This is a genomic window from Bacillus sp. 105MF (assembly GCF_000374885.1).
In the GTDB taxonomy this organism is placed as follows: domain Bacteria; phylum Bacillota; class Bacilli; order Bacillales; family Bacillaceae_G; genus Bacillus_A; species Bacillus_A pseudomycoides.
This window is the reverse complement of sequence record NZ_KB895566.1, coordinates 273542-292802: the sequence shown is the minus strand read 5'-3', so window position 1 is coordinate 292802 and position 19261 is coordinate 273542. Positions and strand designations below refer to the sequence as shown.

The following is a 19261-nucleotide window of genomic DNA, read 5'->3' as shown; positions in this document are numbered from 1 at the left end:
TCAAAAATCAGATTGATATTAAAAAAATTCTGAAAGGTTGTGACATTTTGCACAGTACAGAGAGAGTTTTTTATGTAGAGTAAAGGAGAAAGAAAAAAGAGTAGCATCTCAAATAGAGAGGCTACTCAATGCTACAAATAGAGGTAGGGCAATCTTCACAAGCAATTTCACATTTTAAAAATTGTAAATTATGAATGGTAATCTTTCCTTTATGGATAGAAATAATTCCTTGTTTTTTTAAATCGTTTAACATACGGTTTACACTTTCACGTGAGGTTGCACAGAAATTCGCAAGCTCTTGATTTGTTAAAGGTAGATCGATAAGAATACCATTCTCTTTTAATATGCCATAACTGTTTGTCATGCGAATGAGCGTGGAATAAAGAGCTCCTTTTTTTCCATGTAACACTAAATCACGGAATTTTGTTTGCATTCTTCGTAAATGTTCACTAATCCATTTCATAAATTCAAATGCAAGAGCAGGTTTTTCAAGCAATGCCTTTTCTAAAGCATCTCGTTTAATGACTCCAACTTCAACATCTTCCAGGCATTTCGAATTTAATAAATATTTTGCATTGTCCGTAAATAATGTTAACTCCCCGATAATATCGTGTTTTGAACAAATGCGAAGTGTTAACTCTTGTCCGTCAGCACTAATTTTACTAATCTGTACTTTTCCAGAGCGGACGATATAGAGTTCTTTTGCCTCCACACCTTCTTGGAAAATATAACTTCCTTTATTAATCTGCATTTTATATTCAACAGATGCAAGTAATTCCTTTAAGTCTTCCGATAATGCCGTACGGTTTGTCACAGCAATCACCTTTCTTTTTAAAGCAGTCTATTTCTTATTTTGGATGTAAATATGGTGAAAATGCAAGAAATATCTTTTTATTATAAGTAATAAGTTTATTTTTAGCAGTGAACAAGTGCACTTTTCACAATGAAAAAAAGAGTGTCCTTTGTAGACACTCTTTTCTTTTACATTACTTAATCCATTCAACAACCATATCCATTGTTTGACGAGTTTTATCACGTTTTGGTTCTTCCGCTCGATAACCAAAAGCAACTAAAACAGACACACCAAATGTATCACCTGAAACAATTCCCTCTTCTTTTAAAATCGCTTCTACTTTTTCTTGATGGAACCCTTCAATTGGGCAAGAATCAATGCCGATTTGGGCAGCTGCAGTCATCATATTACCAAGAGCGATGTATGTTTGTTTAGAAGCCCAATCAAACATGGCACGGTCGCTTTCTAATAATTGAAAATCAGTTTCTTGAAACGCCTTATAAAAACCACGCTTCATCGTTACGACTTCCTCGGGAAGCTGCTGAATATTTTTCATGAAGTTAGAAATATAGGAAGAGTCATAAATCATATCTTCTTTTTTACGAGCTAATATAACGACAAAATGGCTCGCTGTTGGTAATTGTTTTTGAGCTCCCCAAGCCACAGGGAGAAGTTTGTTGCGAATATCTTGATTTTGAATCACAACAAATTTCCAAGGTTCAAAACCAAATGAACTTGGAGAAAGTCGACCAGTTTCTAAAATAAAATGAAAATCTTCATCAGAGACTTTTTTATTTACATCAAATTCTTTACATGCATGTCTAAATTGATAAGCTTTTAAAATTTCTTCTTTTGTATGTTCCATTTAAATAACCACCTTTTAATTATTTACTTTTTTATAGTAAGTTGATTACAAAATCGATTCTACAATAGTACAATGAATGATATAAGTACGCACATTTTTAGCATATAGTATCAATTTGTATACTAATGGAGAGTGATAAAATGGAACAAAAAGATATAAATCGTTGTTCAGTGGAAGTAACGTTAGATGTAATCGGTGGAAAATGGAAAGGAGTTATCTTATTTCATTTAATGAATACCAAAGAGATTCGCTTTAATCAATTTTTGCGATTGATGCCTGGCATTACGCAGCGTATGTTAACAAGGCAGTTAAGAGAACTTGAGGCCGCTGGAGTAATCCACCGGGAAGTATATAAAGAAGTTCCGCCAAAAGTGGAGTATTCTTTAACGAAATTCGGAAAATCTCTTACACCAATTATTACACTTATGCGTGAGTGGGGAGAGGAATATCGGACACAAATAAAGTAATTTTAACTGAAATGTGAACAAAATTCGAACGGATTTGTGAAGAATTTTTGAATGGCAGGTACGATGTGAGAAATATCACAACGTATATCCTGCTTCTTTTTTATGATGGAGGCAAATAAAAAACATGGAAAATCAATAAAGAGCTCGAGCAAAAACATCGCAGTTTAAAAATATATTATAATAGAATGAAGACAGATAGAATTTAGCAGAAAAGGAGGGGTGACGATGCGCGAGAAGATTAGAGATTCTTTAGGGCGTCCGCTTCAAGATTTACGCATCTCTGTTATTGATCGTTGTAACTTTCGGTGCACATATTGTATGCCGGCAGAAGTATTCGGGCCTGATTATGCATTTTTACAAGAAGAATTTTTGCTTACATTTGATGAAATTGAAAGATTAGCAAAATTGTTTGTAGGTATGGGTGTAAAAAAAATTAGGCTTACAGGCGGTGAACCATTACTACGTAAAGAGTTGCCAAAGCTTATTGAACGGCTTGCAAAGCTGGATGGCTTAACAGATATTGGACTAACGACAAATGGCATTCACTTAACGAAGCAAGCAAAGGCGTTAAAAGAAGCAGGGTTACACCGAGTGAATGTTAGTTTAGATGCGATAGAGGACGATGTGTTTCGCAAAATTAATGGCCGGAATATTAGTACAAAACCTGTGCTAAAAGGGATTACGGCAGCAAAAGAAGCTGGACTTGATGTGAAAGTGAATATGGTTGTGAAAAAAGGGATGAATGATAGTCAAATTCTTCCGATGGCTGCTTATTTCAAAGAACAGGAAATTCCGCTTCGTTTTATCGAGTTTATGGACGTCGGCAGTACGAACGGATGGAATTTTGAACAAGTAATTACGAAGCAAGAATTGATTGAGAAGATTAGCGGGGTATATTCGATTGAGCCTGTAGATCCTCATTATTTTGGAGAGGTTGCTAAGCGTTATCGTTACGTGGGCAGTGATGCGGAAGTTGGATTTATCACTTCAGTTTCTGAATCTTTCTGTTCTTCTTGTACAAGAGCACGGATTTCGGCAGATGGTAAATTTTATACGTGTTTGTTTGCGACGAAAGGAACGGATTTACGGAAGCTCCTTCGAGAAGGTATTTCTGATCCCGATTTATTAAAGGTAGTGCAAGATGTATGGGAATATCGAGAAGACCGGTATTCTGATGAGCGGACTGAAGAAAGTACAAATAACCGTCCGAAAATTGAAATGTCTTATATCGGAGGGTAAGAAGGGGGGATGTCGCGTGCAGGAGCGTTATTCAAGACAAATGTTATTTTCCGGGATTAGCGAAGCAGGCCAAAGGAAAATAAGAGAAAAGCATGTACTCATTATAGGTGCCGGTGCACTAGGAGCAGCAAGTGCAGAGGCGATTGTCAGAGCGGGAATTGGAAAACTGACGATTGCTGACCGTGATTATGTCGAGTGGAGTAACTTACAGCGGCAGCAGTTATATACAGAAGAAGATGCAAAGCAGTATAAGCCGAAAGCAGTCGCAGCATTCGAGCGTTTAAGGCAGATTAATTCTGAAGTAGAAATTGTACCAGTTGTAACAGATGTAGCGGTGCAAGAAATGGAAGAGTTAATTAAGAATGTGGATTTAATATTAGATGCGACTGACAATTTTGAAGCGCGTCTTCTTATTAATGACATTTCGCAAAAATACAATATTCCTTGGATATATGGAGGATGTGTTGGAAGCTATGGCGTCACATATACAATTCTTCCGGGAAAAACACCATGTTTTCGCTGTTTGATGGAGCATCCATCTAGTGGTGCAACGTGTGATACGGCAGGAATTATACAGCCAGCCGTACAATTGGTCGTTGCGCATCAAGTGACAGAAGCACTTAAAATATTGGTAGAAGATTTTGGAGCGCTTCGTGAAACGATGTTGTCATTTGATCTTTGGAACAATCAGCACATGGCGTTTAAAGTGAATAGGCAGAAAAAAGACAAATGTCCATCTTGCGGAAAACTGCGCACGTACCCAAGTTTAGCGTTTGAATCACAGATGAAAACAGAGGTTCTATGTGGGCGAAATACAGTTCAAATCCGTCCAGGGGCGCCGCAACTTCTTAATTTAGAAGAAATTAAAAAGCGCTTACAAAAAAGTGTGGATGTGCAAACGACACCATATTTACTATCGTTTCGTGTTGATGAATATCGTTTCGTGTTATTTACAGATGGCAGGGCATTTATTCATGGGACAAATGATATGAAAGTGGCGAAGCGATTATATGCAAGATATATAGGCTGAACCTAAAGGTTGTCCTTTAGGTTCAGGGGACTAAATTAGGATTGTGAATTTCTAATATAATCTCCACTTTTTCCGCCTGTTTTTTCAAGTAAATATGTTTCGCCGATAATCATACCTTTGTCAACAGCTTTACACATATCATACACGGTAAGAGCGGTCGCAGAAGCTGCTGTTAAGGCTTCCATTTCAACGCCAGTGCTACCTTCTGTTTTTACTTTTACTTCAATTCGTAAACGGTATTGCCCTTTCGCCGTTTCCCAATCGAATGAAACATCTACTCCTTTTAGAAGTAAAGGGTGGCACATCGGAATAATATCAGAAGTGCGTTTAGCAGCCATAATACCGGCGATTTGTGCGACGGCTAATACATCGCCTTTCCCAATTTCATTATGAGAGATTTTATCATAAATTTCTTTCGTAACAAGGATGCTAGAGCAAGCAATTGCTGTTCGCACTGTCACTTTTTTATCGCTAATGTCGACCATTTTGGCACGGCCTTGGTCGTTAAAGTGAGTGAATGAAGACATGGAATTCCTCCTTGAAGTAATTGCTATTATAATTAGCATTGTACAATATAAAGTGTAATCAAGATGTGATATTTTGCAAATATGGGGTGAAAACAATGTTAGAAAAACGAGTACCAATTCCAGTTGCTGAAGCAGTGGCGCGAGTTATGACATATGCACACCAAGGTGGAATGGAAAAAGTTTCTATTACCGGAAGCTACGGAAGAATTCTTGGAGAAGATGTTGTGGCAGATCACGATGTTCCGCATTTTGACCGCTCTCCATATGACGGATTTGCGATTCGGGCAGAAGATACGAAAGAGGCGGGGAACGAGCATCCAATTGAGTTTGAAGTGATAGGAGAAATAGGAGCTGGTTCTGTTTTTACAGACGAGGTAAAGGCCTTCGAAGCGGTTCGAATTATGACAGGAGCAGCGATTCCAAAAGATTGTGATGCGGTAGTTATGTTAGAGCTTACGGAAGGATTTGAAAGAAACGGAAGAACGTATATGAAGCTAAAGCGTTCTTTTCAAGTAGGTGATAATGTTTCATTCAAAGGTGAAGATGTAAAACAAAATCAAATACTTGTGAAAAAAGGTACGAAGATTAATCCAGGTGTAGCAGCACTTCTGGCGACATTTGGCTACAGTTCAGTAAACGTTATGAAACAGCCTATTGTCGGGATTGTAACGACGGGAAGTGAGTTGTTAGAAGTACATGAACCACTTGAACCAGGAAAAATTAGAAACAGTAATTCCTATATGATCGCAGCTCAAATTGTTAGAGCTGGCGGGAAAGTACGATATTATGGACAACTTGCTGACGATTTAGAAGCTTGCTATGAAGCAGTGAAAGCCGCGGTGGATGAAGTAGACATTTTAATCACAACTGGTGGTGTTTCGGTAGGTGATTACGATTATTTGCCTGCTATTTATAAAAAATTAAATGCCAATGTTCTTTTTAATAAAATAGCGATGCGACCAGGTAGTGTCACAACTGTAGCTGAAGTAAACGGGAAGCTGTTGTTTGGGTTATCTGGTAACCCGTCTGCTTGTTATGTCGGATTTGAATTACTCGTTTATCCAGTTATTCAAGCATTCCTTCATGCGAAAGAACCACATGCATATCGTACAGATGCTATATTGCAGAAAGATTTTCCAAAGGCAAACCCATTTACAAGATTTGTAAGGGGGAAAGCAACGTTTATCAATGGTCAGCTGCAAGTTATACCAGTAGGGCTCGATAAATCAGGTGCGATTTCTTCTCTTGCAGATAGCAATGCTTTGATTGTATTGCCAGGAGGAACAAGAGGATTTGAAGCAGGAATGACAGTTTCGGTGTTATTACTAGAATCAAGCCAAGGAAGTGAGTGGCCGTGGGCAGAACCGCTCCAATCTTACAAATAGTTGGCTATCAAAATAGCGGAAAAACGACGCTCACGGAGAAGATGATTCAAGCTTTTTCGGATGAAGGTATGAAAGTTGCCACAATTAAGCATCACGGACATGGTGGCTACCCGGAAGTACCTCAAAAGGATAGTGAACGTCATAGGCGAGCAGGCGCTGTCGTAAGTGCTGTAGAAGGAGCAGGATTATTATCACTTTCTTCTCTTCGGGATGAATGGTCTTTACAGGAAATCATTCGACTATATGAATTTTTTGAAGTAGATCTCATTTTGATTGAAGGATATAAAAAAGAAAACTATCCAAAAGTGGTTTTGCTTCGGAGAAATGAAGATATTGCTTTACTAGATAAAATGGAGAATGTAATAGCGGTCATTATATGGAAAGAGGTTACACAAAGTTTACCAAAAGCGTATAAAACATTTCATATAACAGAGGAAGACGCATACATGGATTGGTTTACACAAACGATGAGAGGTGCACGATGACAATTTCACATTATGAAGTAGTAGATACACCAATTTCGATTGAAGAGGTTACAAATAAAGTGATTCGCCGTGAATGTGGTGCTGTGACAACTTTCACTGGTACTGTAAGAGAACTTACGAAAGGGCGTCGCACGTTATATTTAGAGTACGCAGCCTATAAGACAATGGCTCAAAAAATGCTTGCGAAAATTGGAGATGAGGTGAAAGAGAAGTGGCCTGGGACACACGTTGCGATTACACATCGCATCGGTACACTTCAAATTTCTGATATTGCCGTTGTTGTTGCTGTATCAACACCACACCGAAAAGCGGCATATGAAGCAAATGAATATATTATGGAGCGCATCAAACAAATTGTTCCGATTTGGAAAAAAGAGTTTTGGGAAGATGGTGACTCATGGATTGGTGATCAATTAGAAAAAATACCGTATCCAGACGGGGAGCCTGGAAAGGAGATGAAAAAATGATTCGGGTGTTATTATTTGCGCATTTACAAGAAGATGCGGGGACAAATGAGTTAAAAGTAGATTGTGAAAATATTACTGTTGCAGAATTAAAAAATATTATTACGAAAGAACATGATATCGCAGTTTCAGAGCAGATTATGGTTGCTATCAATGAAGAATATGCAAATGAAGATGACAAAATAAAATCTGGTGATATTGTGGCATTGATTCCCCCAGTGAGCGGTGGTTGATTTTTTCCAGTCTAATCATGGAAGTACGTGATTAGACTGGAGGGAATTAATATACATTGTGAAAAAATGAACAAAATAGGAGGCGAAAAGGATGAAAAGTCAGAATTTTCAGTTAGGTTTACAAACTTCTAATCTTATTATTGGTTTTATGGTGTGGGTGATTTTATCTTCACTAATGCCATTTATTAAAGTAGACATTGCGTTAACAGCAGGACAAATTTCCCTTGTCACAGCAGTACCTGTTATTTTAGGGTCGGTGCTTCGAATACCAATTGGTTATTGGACCAATCGTTACGGAGCGAGAAAATTATTCTTTATAAGCTTTATTATGTTATTGTTCCCTGTCTTTTATATTAGTATTGCGAATTCTATGATGGATTTAATTATCGGCGGTTTATTTGCAGGGATTGGCGGAGCTGTATTCTCTGTAGGTGTAACGTCTCTGCCGAAATATTATCCGAAAGAGCGTCACGGTTTTGTAAATGGTATTTACGGTGTAGGTAATGCAGGAACAGCAGTTACATCTTTCTTAGCACCTGTGATCGCGACTTCATTTGGCTGGAGAGCAACTGTGCAATCCTTTTTAATCTTACTTGCTATTTTCGCACTTCTAAACTTTTTACTAGGTGATCGTAATGAGCGAAAAGTGAATACACCATTAATGGAACAGTTAAAAGGTGTATACAAAAATGAAAAACTTTGGTTCTTATGTATTTTCTATTTCTTAACTTTTGGATCGTTTGTTGCATTTACAGTATACTTACCAAACTTCTTAGTATCTCACTTTGGATTAGAAAAAGTAGATGCAGGTATGCGAACAGCTGGATTTATCGTCTTAGCAACAGTTATGCGCCCGATTGGTGGGTGGCTTGGTGATAAATTTAATCCATTTAAAATTTTAATCTTTGTATTCATCGGTTTAACACTATCTGGTATTATTTTATCGTTTATGCCAAGTATGAACGTGTATACATTTGGTTGCTTACTAGTCGCATTTTGCGCTGGAATTGGAAATGGAACAATCTTCAAACTTGTACCGATGTACTTTTCTGAGCAAGCAGGGGTTGTAAACGGACTTGTTGCAGCTTTAGGCGGCTTAGGGGGCTTTTTCCCACCGTTAATTTTAACGTTACTATTCCAACTAACTGGTCATTATGCAATTGGATTTATGGCACTTTCAGAAGTAGCGCTTGCTTGTTTAATTATTACAGTGTGGATGTATAGTCAAGAAAAGTTGTTAGTGATGTTAAATAACAAATAGAGGGAACAATTACACTGTTTCTTAAAACAATCGAAAAATAAAGCAGCATGATTCTAGTTCTTGTACTGGAGTCATGTTGCTATTTGTATTGGTTTGAAGGGAAGAGTACAAGGTGACCGTTACTTGTTTTTTACTTGGCATGAGGCAGGCAGAGGGTCTGACCGCTTCTATGCATGGCTCCGGATGCATTCTCTCACCAAAAAAGAAAGGTTGTATGTCAGTTTTTCAATTTGTATTTATGCAAAAAAAAAATAGCGGTCAGCTATTTTCAATTTGAATATATATTTTTAGATTAATGATTGATGGTATCTTGTAGGATATAAGTTGCTTGATTTTCTGAAACATTTTGCACAAGTGCAACTTCACTAATTAAAATTCTGCGCGCGTTGTCTAGCATCTGTTTTTCACTCGCATTTAATGCTCTTTCTTTATTGCGGCGAATTAAATCGCGAACAACTTCAGCGCCGTCTAGAAGATTCCCGTTTTTCATTTTCTCCATGTTCATGGTATATCTTTGTTTCCATGAGAGTGAGTGGTCAGCTTCACCATTATGAATGTCAACTAATACATCGTTTAATGTATTTTTGTCAACAACATAACGTATGCCTGAATTTTCTACTTTATCCATAGGAATCATCACTTGCATATCGCTAATAACCATGTGTATTACACAATACTGACGTATTTTTCCTAACACTTCTTTATCCTCAATCGCTTCGATTATTCCTGCTCCGTGCATAGGGTAAACAATTTTATCACCAATTTGAAACAAATCATCCACCTCCATATGTGGTAACTATATGTAATGATAACACATATGGATAAAAATATCAAATTTATTATATTACCATATGTTATCTATCTGTGTCAATGATTTTAGTTCGTTTTTTAAATCTTGTTTTTAGTTGAAAAATCACAACATTTTTTTGAAAGAACTGCAAGTGAAAAGGGATGATATTCTGAGGAACTCTCACAGCAAAATACAAGGCATATCCACTCTTTTTTAATCATAAAATACAAAATTGTTAATACAATATACCTAAATCCGTTCTTTTTAAAGGAGGGAGAGATGGTGGGACGCACAATTAAAATTGATATTACGAATAAGGTAGTAGCAAGATTTAAATCGAATTATTTAGAATTATATACAAGTAAATTTATGATAGGTAAGTTTTATGTCTATACTGAAGATAAGCACTATGTGTTAGAAGACGGATATGTATATGAAGATGGTAAGTTTTATCGCATCATAGATACGCACCGTGGCAATAATCGAGCGGCGGAGAGCTGTGATCTAGGATGGTGTTAACATGATTCGTGTTAAGGTGTTTGATGAAAGTCATGAAAAGGACTTGGAAGACTCCGTAAATGTGTTTCTAAAGAAGCTGAATGACGAACAGCTTGTAGATATTAAATATCAAGTTGGTGTATCCATTAATGACGATGAAAATCAAATTTATTGTTTTTCGGCGATGGTTATCTATAAAACATAAAAAAGAGCTGGGGAACCAGCTCTTTTTTATGTTTTTAAGTAGAAATTATATGGGTTGGTAAAGCATTCATAATGGATTGTGGTGCCAGGTTTTCTTTTGTAGATAGAACTTTTTCACCAGTGGTAGCATCTTTACACATACCGAGATGGTAGCGTTCACCTAGGAATGGATCAATATAAAAACCATTTTTGAAGACTCGATCAGTCAAACCTCTTTCATGATGAATTTCAGAGCAATGAATGCAGTAATACATATCTTTCATCTCCTTTTATTGTTAAAAATTTTTAAAGAAAAAGAGTGAGTAGGTAGTCAGTTTATTGTTTTTGAAAATCGCCACCTGCTCAAATTACATTGCGTATACATATCTCGTTTATATCAATGTGTTTTCTAAATAAATCCCAAGGGAAGGAGGGAGGCTAAGGATTGAGATGTGTTTGCTTTTGTGAGTATATTATGACGAAATGTTGCACTGGTGTTTGTCCTGTTGAAAAAATGTTGAGAATTTCTCAACAGGCAAATGGAGATTTATTGACGTGAAACCAAAAGGTGTTATATTATAAAACAAAACCAAAAGGTGTTACATTGTAACGGGCCTATATAAAGGAGAAATAGTATGGATCAGCAAAATACATTACAAGATATTAAACAAACAGTTATTTTTGAAGCGCCTATTCAAAAAGTATGGAATGCAGTATCGACTTCAGAAGGGATTGCATCTTGGTTTATGCCAAATGACTTTGAACCTAAGGTAGGGCATGAGTTTCATGTGCAATCACCTTTTGGACCATCTCCGTGTAAAGTGTTAGAAATTGATGAGCCTCATCGTTTATCTTTTTCATGGGATACAGATGGTTGGGTCGTTTCATTTATTTTGAAAGATTTGGGAGATAAAACGGAGTTTACTCTTATTCATGGTGGATGGAAGCAGGCTGATACAATTCTTCCGAAAGCAAACGAGAAAAGTTCTGTTATTCGCGAGAGAATGGCAGGTGGCTGGGTAGCAATTGTAAATGAAAAACTGAAAAAGGTTGTTGAAGGATAAGTGTCCTCATCAGCAGCGAAATACGATGTCTTTCAAGCAATTGCTGATCCAACACGCCGCGAAGTACTCCGGTTATTAACTGAAAAAGAATTGCCGATTTCTAAAATAACAGATCATTTTCCAATGAGTCGTACAGCTGTAGCGAAACATCTTCACATTCTTTCAGAAGCGAAATTAGTAAGCGGAAGAAAAGTTGGGAGAGAAAAGATATATCGGTTGCAGCCTGAGCCGTTGGCCGAATTACAGCAGTGGCTTTCCTATTATGAACAGTTTTGGAATAATAAATTGTCTATGCTCAAATATGTGGTGGAACATGAAGAGTAAGTGTTGTCACGTATTGTCGAAGCGCCGATATATCGTGAGAAATGGTCGATATATTTAAAAAGTCGCCGATATATAGAAAGAGGATGATCGCTATGAACGATCATCCTCTTTTTTACTGTTCAGTTGTTTGCGTAGCTGGCTTTAATAGAAGCCACCCGATAAATAGTGTAAGTAGTGCGAGTGCAAATGTACTCATATAAATGATGTGTACGCTCGAAGCTAATACTTCTTGTGATTTTGTTACTACATTTGTTGTACTGCCATGTCCACCTGAGACAAGATCAACATTTTGCATGCCTTGTGCATGAATCATCGTATTAAAGATTGTTCCGAAGATAGCGGCACCTAATGTTTGGCTAAATGTATTAACAAATGTGTTTAAACCAATTGCTGTTCCGCGTGTATGTGCAGGGACAGCTGCTTGGATGGTTACCATATAAATTGGTGTAATAAGTCCCATTCCTAAGCCGAATAGTCCGACCGCAACATAAATTAGAAATGCTGGTGAATGAGTTGATAATATGAATAATAAGAAGGTAGCGACTGATAAAATGCTAGCTCCAAGTAAAATGATTTGTTTCGTTTGTAACTTACCAACTAAATTCCCAGAAAGAATCGCACCAAATGTCCACATAACAGGAATTGGCATCAGAATAAGTCCAGCTTCTGTAGCATTTTTGCCTAATACCCCTTGGCTCCAAATTGGAAGGTACATTGTAATACTAATAATCATGGCGCCAGCAATAAGTGTTAGGACGTTTACAGTTGATAATGTACGGTTAGAGAAAAGTGCTAACGGAATTAATGGCTCCGGAGATTTTTTCTCAAAGAATAAGAAAATAATGAATGAAACAGCTGCAAAGATTAAGAGGCCGATAATTGTAATGTCGCCCCAGTTTTGCTTGCTGCTTCCTGTTAAGAGTGCATATAGTAACGCAATTGTACTTAATGAGAAGATAATTGCACCAGGATAATCGATATGGTGTTTTGCTGGTTTGATTGACTCTTTATAAGAAATTGCAATCATCGCACAAGCAAGAATTCCAAATGGAACATTTAAGAAGAAGATGTAGCGCCAAGAAAGAGAATCGACTAAAAATCCACCTACTAGCGGCCCAACAACACCAGAAACACCCCAAACAGCACTCATCCAGCCTTGTGCTTTTGCGCGATCTTTCGCTTCACTATATAAGTCTCCGATAATCGTCATTGTAATTGGCATAACAGCGCCGGCACCTATACCTTGAAGAGCGCGAAAGACGATTAATTGTTCCATCGATGTCACGACTCCGCATAATGCAGAACCGATTAAAAAGATGGCTGCGCCGATGAGCAGTACTTTTTTACGTCCGAATAAATCTGCTAGTTTTCCGTAAATTGGAGTCGAGACAGCAGTTGCGAGCATATAAATTGCATACACCCAACTAACAAGTTCAACGCCAGATAAATCACTCGTTATACGAGGGATTGCCGTACTAACAATCGTTCCTTCCACAGCGGAAAGAAACGTCATTAACATTAAAGATATCATGACTTTTTTTCTCATATGTTTTCCCCTTTATAATATTCAACAATATAAAATATAAAGCTACTAAGCTATATAAGGCAACAAAAAAGAAACAGGAGGGGAAAGAATCCACCCGTGTTTCTTTTTTAGTACTGCACTTTTGCGTTTTGTCCTGCAGTTGTTCCGGCGATTCGCCCTGTGACAAGAGCGGAAGTGATATTGTAGCCGCCTGTATAGCCATGAATATCAAGAACTTCTCCGCAGAAGTATAGACCATTCATTAATTTAGAGGCCATTTCTTTCGGATGAATTTCTTTAACAGAAACGCCCCCGCCTGTAACGAATGCTTTTTCAAGTGGCTGTGTGCCGTTTACTGTTACTTTAAACTCTTTGAAGTCTTTCACAAGTGCACGGATTTTTTCGTGTGAAACTTGCCCAGCTTGTTCGCTACCGTCAATTCCATTTCTTTCTAATAAAAATAGGAAATAACGTTCAGGAACATATCCTTTTAACACATTTTTGATTCCTTTTTTGGGTTCTTCTTTCATTTGTTTCATCATGCGTTGAAAGAGCTGTTCGCTATTTTCTTCTGGCAGTGCATCGATGCTCATTTCTACTGCGCGCATTTTAAATTTTTTCATCGTTTTTACAACGAATTGGCTACAGCGAAGAGCGGCTGGGCCAGAAATACCAAAGTGGGTAAAGAGCATGTCCATTTTATGAGAAATGACAGCTTTTCCTTTTGGATTTAATACGCTTAAGTTTACATCGCGTAAAGCAAGACCTTGCAATGTACGGTCACGAATAAATGGTTCGTTTGAAGTAATTGGGACTTCCGTTGGGAAAAGTTCTGTAATTGTATGTCCCGCTTTTTCAGCCCAAGCGTAGCCATCCCCAGTTGAACCAGTGTGAGGGACAGATTTTCCGCCAACAGCAATTACAACATGATTTGTTTCCAAAACTTCACCTGTTTTAAGAATAACGGCTTTTGTTTGCCCGTTTTCATATTCTACCGTTTCAACTGGTGTGTTCGTACGCATTTTAACGCCTAGTTCTTTTAATCGTGTTAATAAAGCATCGACAACAGATTGCGCTTTATTTGATACAGGGAACATGCGCCCATGATCCTCTTCTTTTAGCTTTACACCAAGCTTTTCGAAGAATGTAATAATATCTTCATTATTAAAGATGGAAAAAGCACTGTATAAAAAGCGACCGTTTCCTGGTATATGTTTCACAATTTCATCAAGCGGTAAGCGGTTTGTTACGTTGCAACGCCCACCGCCAGAAATGGCAAGCTTACGTCCTAGTTTATTTCCTTTATCAAGAAGCAAGACGCGTGCGCCTTCTTCAGCAGCACCGATTGCGGCCATTAATCCTGAAGGGCCTCCTCCGATGACAATCACATCATAATGCATAGTATATCGACCTCATTTTCTACATTTCCTGCCTAAAAGAATAGCATGTTTTCATAGAAAAGAAAAATTCAGTGATATACTGTTTCGCTGAAGAATTGTGGTACAATACAAAGGTTAGAGTTCAGCGTTATATATGTAGGAGGATCATCTATGTCCGATTCAAAATTTCTGCGCGGAACGCTTATTGTGACGTTAGGAACTTTTTTAGTTAAGTTTCTAGGCATGATTTATGTCTTTCCATTTCATGCCTTAGTTGGCACAGAAGGCGGAACGCTCTATACGTATGGATATATTCCATATACGATCTTTTTAAGTATTGCAACGGCGGGAGTGCCGCTTGCTGTTTCAAAGTTTGTTTCTAAATATAATGCGCTTGGAGATTATAAGACGAGCCGGAGAATGTTCCGCTCGGGAATGGTTATGATGATTGCAACAGGAATCCTTTCCTTCTTAGTTCTTTACATGTCTGCGCCATTATTTGCTGAGGCAATGCTTGGTAAACAAAGTGTACGCAATAGTATAGAAGATGTTACGATGATTATTCGCCTCGTAAGTTTTGCGCTTATTGTTGTACCAGCAGCAAGTTTAATTCGTGGTTATTTCCAAGGTCATCAATCGATGGGACCGACTACGGTATCGCAAATTATTGAACAAATTATTCGCATTGTCTTTTTATTAGCGGGTAGTTTTATTGTCATTAAAGTAATAGGTGGATCAGTAGCAGCAGCAGTTGGAGTGGCAACTTTCGCAGCGTTTGTTTCAGCTGTGGGAGCGCTTGGTGTGTTAATATGGTACTGGTTAAAACGCAAAAAGCATCTCGATCAATATTTAATTGAACAAACTGTACCAGAATCAACAGTAAGTACAGCTCAATTATTTAAAGAATTATTTGCATATGCAATTCCTTATGTTGTTATTGGATTAACAATTCCTTTATATCAACAAATTGATACATTAACATTCAACTCTATTATGCAAGCGATTGGACAAGGCGATATTGCAGAGCGAGCACTCGGCATTTTTACGATGTGGACGCATAAATTAATTATGATTCCTGTGTCACTTGCGACGGCGTTTAGTTTAACTCTTGTTCCAGCAATTACAAAATCATTTACAGAAAAACAATTTCGTTATTTAAAACTACAAATTACACAAACATTCCAGGCAAATATGTTCTTGACATTACCAGCGGTAGTTGGTATTTCGACACTTGCGTATCCGATTTATACAGCGTTTTATGAAAAGGATCCATTAGGTGGACAAGTATTGATGTGGTATGCGCCAGTTGCGTTATTATTCGCGTTATTTACAGTGACTGCAGCGATATTGCAAGGGATTAATCAGCAGAAGCATGCGATTATTGCGCTTGGCATGGGCGTTATTTTGAAGTTTTTATGTAATGTGATTTTAATTCGTTACTTCGGTACAGTTGGAGCTGTTTTAGCAACAGGTATTGGATTCCTAGCTTCCATTTGGTATACGAATAAACAAATTAGAAAACATGCACACTATTCATTCGGTGTTGTATATAAACGAACATTCCAAATTGCAATATTAACAATTGTGATGGTCATTGTCGTAAAACTATCACAAGGAATTTTATCCTTTGTGATTTCGCCCGAGGGCCGATTTGGTGCACTGATTACAGTTGCGGTTTGTGCAGGTATTGGTGGCCTTACTTACGGATTGTTAGCGATTCGCACAGGTGTACTTGTAAGAGTATTTGGCGGAGAAGCTTTAGAAAAGATTCAGCGTAAGCTTGGCGGTAAGCTGAAAATAAAGATGAAATCAAAAGGGGCGTAATACACGTCCCCTTTTCTATGATAAATACAAGAAGGTGAAAGAATGAGATTAGATAAATTATTAGCAAATATGGGATACGGAAGTAGAAAAGAAGTAAAGAAGTTATTAAAGGATGGCGTTGTAAAAATTGATGGAATTTCAGTAAAAGATGCGAAGTTTCATGTGAATGTAGAAGAACAAGAGGTTACGATTCACGGTGAGATTGTTGAATATAAGGAATTTGTATATTTAATGATGCATAAACCACAAGGGGTCATTTCAGCAACAGAAGATGATAATCATGAAACAGTTGTTGATTTATTGGAATTAGAAGATGCAATCTTTGATCCGTTTCCAGTTGGAAGACTTGATATTGATACAGAAGGCTTTCTATTATTAACAAATGACGGGAAGCTTACGCATCAGTTATTATCTCCGAAAAAGCACGTTCCGAAAAAATATTATGCACACGTAGCTGGAGTTGTAACAGAAAAAGATGTAGAAGAATTTGCAAAAGGTGTTATTTTAGATGATGGCTATGAAACGAAGCCAGGTGAACTTACAATTTTGAAAAGCGATGATGTGTCTGAAATCGAGCTTGTCATTACAGAAGGGAAATTCCATCAAGTAAAGCGCATGTTTGAAGCGGTAGGGAAAAAGGTTGTCTACTTAAAGAGAACGGAGATGGGACCTTTAGTGTTAGATGAAGAATTAGAACTTGGTCAATACCGTGAATTAACAGATGAAGAAGTGGAAATGTTAAAAACGTATCAAGTTCAAACAGAGAGTCAAGATTGAGACCGATTCTAAAAATAGAAAGAACCCCTTTCTGTGAAATCAGAAAGGGGTATGTATTATATTTTAGATACAATTGTTTTCGTTATGAGGTCATTCTCACTTTCTTTCCTGTTGTTGTCCACTTACCGCGGCAAGGGCTATACACGAGTTCATTAAATTGCAACACATTCAGATCACGTTGTATCGTTCGCGGTGTGATCCCGAACTCATCTACAAGGTCTTTCGTCGTTACCGTACCATTCTCATTGATGTACATATAAATTGATTTAATGCGTGTTAGCATACGAGTAGTCGTAGGTTTCAAGAGAAAACCACTCCTCTACTAGTTTTTTTGACCCCATTCAGGAAAGAAGGTCCTTACTTCCATTGTACTCCACTTGACAAATTTCATGCTTTAACCTAGTTAAATTTTACAAAAGTTTAACAAATAATAAAATATAAAAATATTGGTAGTTGACATTCTATGTCTCTTCTATCAACTACCACATAAATTTCTACGTAAACCGTCAAATTCCTGCAAATTTTTTTAGAAAAATAAAAGAAAAATTAATGTGAAATATCTGAAATATTATAATCGTTCGTTATTTTATCTTCTCTTATTGGCATATCGGATTTTCGTTTGCTATGATGAAAGAGAAAATATAGAAGAGGTGAATGAGTTATGTCAGCAATTAATTGGACAGAAGAAGTTGAGAAAAGAAAAGATGAATTAATTCATGACACGCAGCAATTCCTGCAAATTAAAAGTGTATGGGAAGAAGAAACAGCAAAAGAGGGTGCACCGTTTGGAGAAGGTGTAGCGAAAGCACTATCCTTCATGTTACATAGAGGAGAAGTTGCAGGATTTACTTCTAAAAATTTAGAAGGGTATGCAGGACACCTTGAAATGGGACAAGGGGAAGAATTGGTGGGTATTCTTTGTCACGTTGATGTTGTGCCAGAAGGAGATGGATGGACAACACCTGCATATAGCGCTGATATTCGTGACGGAAAGATTTTTGCACGCGGTGCAATTGATGATAAAGGGCCGACAATGGCTGCTTACTATGCAATGAAAATTGTAAAAGAATTAGGATTGCCGCTTTCAAAACGCGTACGCATGATTTTAGGAACGGATGAAGAAAGCAACTGGAAATGTGTCAATCATTATTTCAAAAATGAAGAAATGCCTACGATGGGGTTCGCACCAGATGCAGATTTTCCTATTATTAATGCGGAAAAAGGGATTTCTGATATACAAGTTGTGCAAAAGAATAGCGAAACAGAAGGCGGGGAATATGAGCTTGTTTCATTTGCTTCAGGTCGCCGTTTAAATATGGTTCCTGATTTTGCGGAAGCAGTGATTACGACTGAAAAAGCAGAGGAACTCAGAAATGCTTATGAACAATACTTACAAACTGTGAAGAAGACAGGTAAAGCAAATGTAGCAGGAAATATCGTGACACTACAATTAGAAGGAGTTTCAGCTCACGGTTCTACTCCTGAAAAAGGTGAAAATGCAGGACTCTTATTAACGAACTTTTTAACAACGATTGCTCTTGACGGTAAAGGCGCTTCATTTGCGGCATTTGTTACAGAAACATTTACGAATGATACGCTTGGAGAAAAAGCAGGAATCGCTTATAAAGATGAAATTAGCGGACCGTTAACAGTCAATGTAGGTCGTCTTTCTTATACGAAAGAAGAAGGTGGAAACTTAGGTTTAAATGTGCGCTATCCAGTAACAACGAATTTTGAAGAGACAGTGCAGAAATTAAAAGACTATGTCGGAAACAAAGGCTTCCAAGTAGCTGATTATTCTAACTCACGTCCGCATCACGTTGATAAAGATCATGTTTTAATTCGTACATTACAACGTGTGTATGAAGAACAAACAGGAGAGAAAGCGGAGCTATTAGCAATTGGTGGCGGTACATATGCTCGTTCATTAAAAGCTGGTGTAGCATTCGGTCCGCTTTTCCCTGGAAAAGAAGAACTTGCTCATCAAAAAGATGAGTATATTGAAATAGAAGATTTACTAAAAGCAACAGCAATTTATGCACAGGCAATTTATGAATTAGCGAAATAGGTTGATTTTACTGTGATATATGACCGCTCTCTATCTTAGGGAGCGGATTCTTTTTATCCAATTGAATGAGATACAAAAGA

Annotated in this window: 23 protein-coding genes; 15 read left to right on the top strand and 8 right to left on the bottom strand. The window is 37.5% G+C overall.

All coding sequences use genetic code 11. From position 1 onward, the window contains the following. Window positions 1-121: 121 nt before the first annotated feature. Together C564_RS0104480 and C564_RS0104475 are read right to left on the bottom strand one after the other, a co-directional pair. Complete coding sequence (locus C564_RS0104480; protein WP_016116713.1) at window positions 122-814, bottom strand: Crp/Fnr family transcriptional regulator; 693 nt, start codon at window positions 812-814, stop codon at window positions 122-124. A 172-nt stretch (window positions 815-986) separates the two neighbouring features. Next, window positions 987-1658: an NAD(P)H-dependent oxidoreductase gene (locus C564_RS0104475; RefSeq protein ID WP_018764555.1), complete on the bottom strand. Its 672-nt coding sequence runs from the start codon at window positions 1656-1658 to the stop codon at window positions 987-989. A 140-nt stretch (window positions 1659-1798) separates the two neighbouring features. On the opposite strand from C564_RS0104475, the gene C564_RS0104470 reads away from it, so the two are divergent. From C564_RS0104470 to C564_RS0104460, 3 genes are all read left to right on the top strand, one after another. Then, the gene (locus C564_RS0104470; protein ID WP_018764554.1) at window positions 1799-2125 is read left to right on the top strand and encodes a winged helix-turn-helix transcriptional regulator; all 327 of its coding nucleotides are present in this window, start codon (window positions 1799-1801) and stop codon (window positions 2123-2125) included. Between the two features lie 225 nt (window positions 2126-2350). Next, a complete protein-coding gene (moaA, locus tag C564_RS0104465; protein ID WP_018764553.1) occupies window positions 2351-3364 on the top strand; it encodes a GTP 3',8-cyclase MoaA in 1014 nt (337 codons plus the stop codon). A 16-nt stretch (window positions 3365-3380) separates the two neighbouring features. Then, on the top strand, window positions 3381-4394 hold the full coding sequence (locus tag C564_RS0104460; RefSeq protein ID WP_018764552.1) for a molybdopterin-synthase adenylyltransferase MoeB: 1014 nt from the start codon (window positions 3381-3383) through the stop codon (window positions 4392-4394). 35 nt (window positions 4395-4429) lie between these two features. Here the strand turns inward: C564_RS0104460 and moaC are convergent, their stop codons facing one another. Beyond that, on the bottom strand, window positions 4430-4921 hold the full coding sequence (gene moaC / locus C564_RS0104455; protein ID WP_018764551.1) for a cyclic pyranopterin monophosphate synthase MoaC: 492 nt from the start codon (window positions 4919-4921) through the stop codon (window positions 4430-4432). Between the two features lie 95 nt (window positions 4922-5016). Here moaC and C564_RS0104450 point away from each other — a divergent pair, with 95 nt between their 5' ends. From C564_RS0104450 to C564_RS0104430, 5 genes are all read left to right on the top strand, one after another. Next, window positions 5017-6306, top strand: a complete 1290-nt coding sequence (locus tag C564_RS0104450) for a molybdopterin molybdotransferase MoeA (protein WP_018764550.1) — start codon at window positions 5017-5019, stop codon at window positions 6304-6306. Next, window positions 6270-6791: a molybdopterin-guanine dinucleotide biosynthesis protein B gene (gene mobB / locus C564_RS0104445; RefSeq protein ID WP_026008463.1), complete on the top strand. Its 522-nt coding sequence runs from the start codon at window positions 6270-6272 to the stop codon at window positions 6789-6791. Before C564_RS0104450 ends, mobB begins: the two co-directional genes overlap by 37 nt. Further along, window positions 6788-7258, top strand: coding sequence for a molybdenum cofactor biosynthesis protein MoaE (locus tag C564_RS0104440; RefSeq protein ID WP_018764548.1), 471 nt, complete (start codon window positions 6788-6790; stop codon window positions 7256-7258). Before mobB ends, C564_RS0104440 begins: the two co-directional genes overlap by 4 nt. Then, window positions 7255-7488: a molybdopterin converting factor subunit 1 gene (moaD, locus tag C564_RS0104435; RefSeq protein WP_018764547.1), complete on the top strand. Its 234-nt coding sequence runs from the start codon at window positions 7255-7257 to the stop codon at window positions 7486-7488. Before C564_RS0104440 ends, moaD begins: the two co-directional genes overlap by 4 nt. 91 nt (window positions 7489-7579) lie before the next feature. After that, the gene (locus C564_RS0104430; protein ID WP_018764546.1) at window positions 7580-8749 is read left to right on the top strand and encodes a nitrate/nitrite transporter; all 1170 of its coding nucleotides are present in this window, start codon (window positions 7580-7582) and stop codon (window positions 8747-8749) included. 292 nt (window positions 8750-9041) lie between these two features. Here the strand turns inward: C564_RS0104430 and C564_RS0104420 are convergent, their stop codons facing one another. After that, on the bottom strand, window positions 9042-9536 hold the full coding sequence (locus C564_RS0104420) for a CarD family transcriptional regulator (RefSeq protein WP_003201207.1): 495 nt from the start codon (window positions 9534-9536) through the stop codon (window positions 9042-9044). A 285-nt stretch (window positions 9537-9821) separates the two neighbouring features. Between C564_RS0104420 and C564_RS0104415 the strand changes: the two genes are divergently transcribed. Further along, complete coding sequence (locus C564_RS0104415) at window positions 9822-10058, top strand: DUF2553 family protein (protein WP_026008462.1); 237 nt, start codon at window positions 9822-9824, stop codon at window positions 10056-10058. A 1-nt stretch (window position 10059) separates the two neighbouring features. Then, the gene (locus tag C564_RS0104410; RefSeq protein ID WP_003201211.1) at window positions 10060-10242 is read left to right on the top strand and encodes a sporulation protein Cse60; all 183 of its coding nucleotides are present in this window, start codon (window positions 10060-10062) and stop codon (window positions 10240-10242) included. Window positions 10243-10276: 34 nt separating this feature from the next. On the opposite strand, the gene C564_RS0104405 is transcribed toward C564_RS0104410, so the two are convergent. Continuing rightward, window positions 10277-10495 (bottom strand): DUF3973 domain-containing protein, encoded by a 219-nt coding sequence (locus C564_RS0104405; protein WP_018764542.1) that lies wholly within the window; start codon window positions 10493-10495, stop codon window positions 10277-10279. Between the two features lie 360 nt (window positions 10496-10855). Between C564_RS0104405 and C564_RS0104400 the strand changes: the two genes are divergently transcribed. After that, window positions 10856-11284, top strand: a complete 429-nt coding sequence (locus C564_RS0104400; protein ID WP_003201214.1) for an SRPBCC family protein — start codon at window positions 10856-10858, stop codon at window positions 11282-11284. Then, entirely contained in the window at window positions 11285-11608 is a 324-nt protein-coding gene (locus C564_RS0104395) for an ArsR/SmtB family transcription factor (protein WP_003208744.1), read from the top strand. It abuts the gene before it with no gap. A 112-nt stretch (window positions 11609-11720) separates the two neighbouring features. Here C564_RS0104395 and C564_RS0104390 read toward each other — a convergent pair whose 3' ends face one another. Both C564_RS0104390 and C564_RS0104385 read right to left on the bottom strand, forming a co-directional pair. Next, complete coding sequence (locus tag C564_RS0104390) at window positions 11721-13154, bottom strand: MDR family MFS transporter (RefSeq protein ID WP_018764541.1); 1434 nt, start codon at window positions 13152-13154, stop codon at window positions 11721-11723. A 107-nt stretch (window positions 13155-13261) separates the two neighbouring features. After that, on the bottom strand, window positions 13262-14533 hold the full coding sequence (locus C564_RS0104385; protein WP_003201220.1) for an NAD(P)/FAD-dependent oxidoreductase: 1272 nt from the start codon (window positions 14531-14533) through the stop codon (window positions 13262-13264). 150 nt (window positions 14534-14683) lie between these two features. Here C564_RS0104385 and C564_RS0104380 point away from each other — a divergent pair, with 150 nt between their 5' ends. Both C564_RS0104380 and C564_RS0104375 read left to right on the top strand, forming a co-directional pair. Beyond that, on the top strand, window positions 14684-16336 hold the full coding sequence (locus C564_RS0104380; protein WP_003201221.1) for a putative polysaccharide biosynthesis protein: 1653 nt from the start codon (window positions 14684-14686) through the stop codon (window positions 16334-16336). A gap of 42 nt (window positions 16337-16378) precedes the next feature. Further along, window positions 16379-17113: a pseudouridine synthase gene (locus tag C564_RS0104375; RefSeq protein WP_003201223.1), complete on the top strand. Its 735-nt coding sequence runs from the start codon at window positions 16379-16381 to the stop codon at window positions 17111-17113. 82 nt (window positions 17114-17195) lie between these two features. On the opposite strand, the gene C564_RS0104370 is transcribed toward C564_RS0104375, so the two are convergent. Beyond that, entirely contained in the window at window positions 17196-17417 is a 222-nt protein-coding gene (locus C564_RS0104370; protein ID WP_000805512.1) for a DeoR family transcriptional regulator, read from the bottom strand. A gap of 357 nt (window positions 17418-17774) precedes the next feature. Here C564_RS0104370 and pepV point away from each other — a divergent pair, with 357 nt between their 5' ends. Continuing rightward, window positions 17775-19181 carry a dipeptidase PepV gene (gene pepV, locus C564_RS0104365; RefSeq protein WP_018764540.1) on the top strand — a complete coding sequence of 469 codons (1407 nt, stop codon included), beginning with the start codon at window positions 17775-17777 and terminating at the stop codon, window positions 19179-19181. The last annotated feature ends 80 nt before the right edge of the window (window positions 19182-19261 follow it).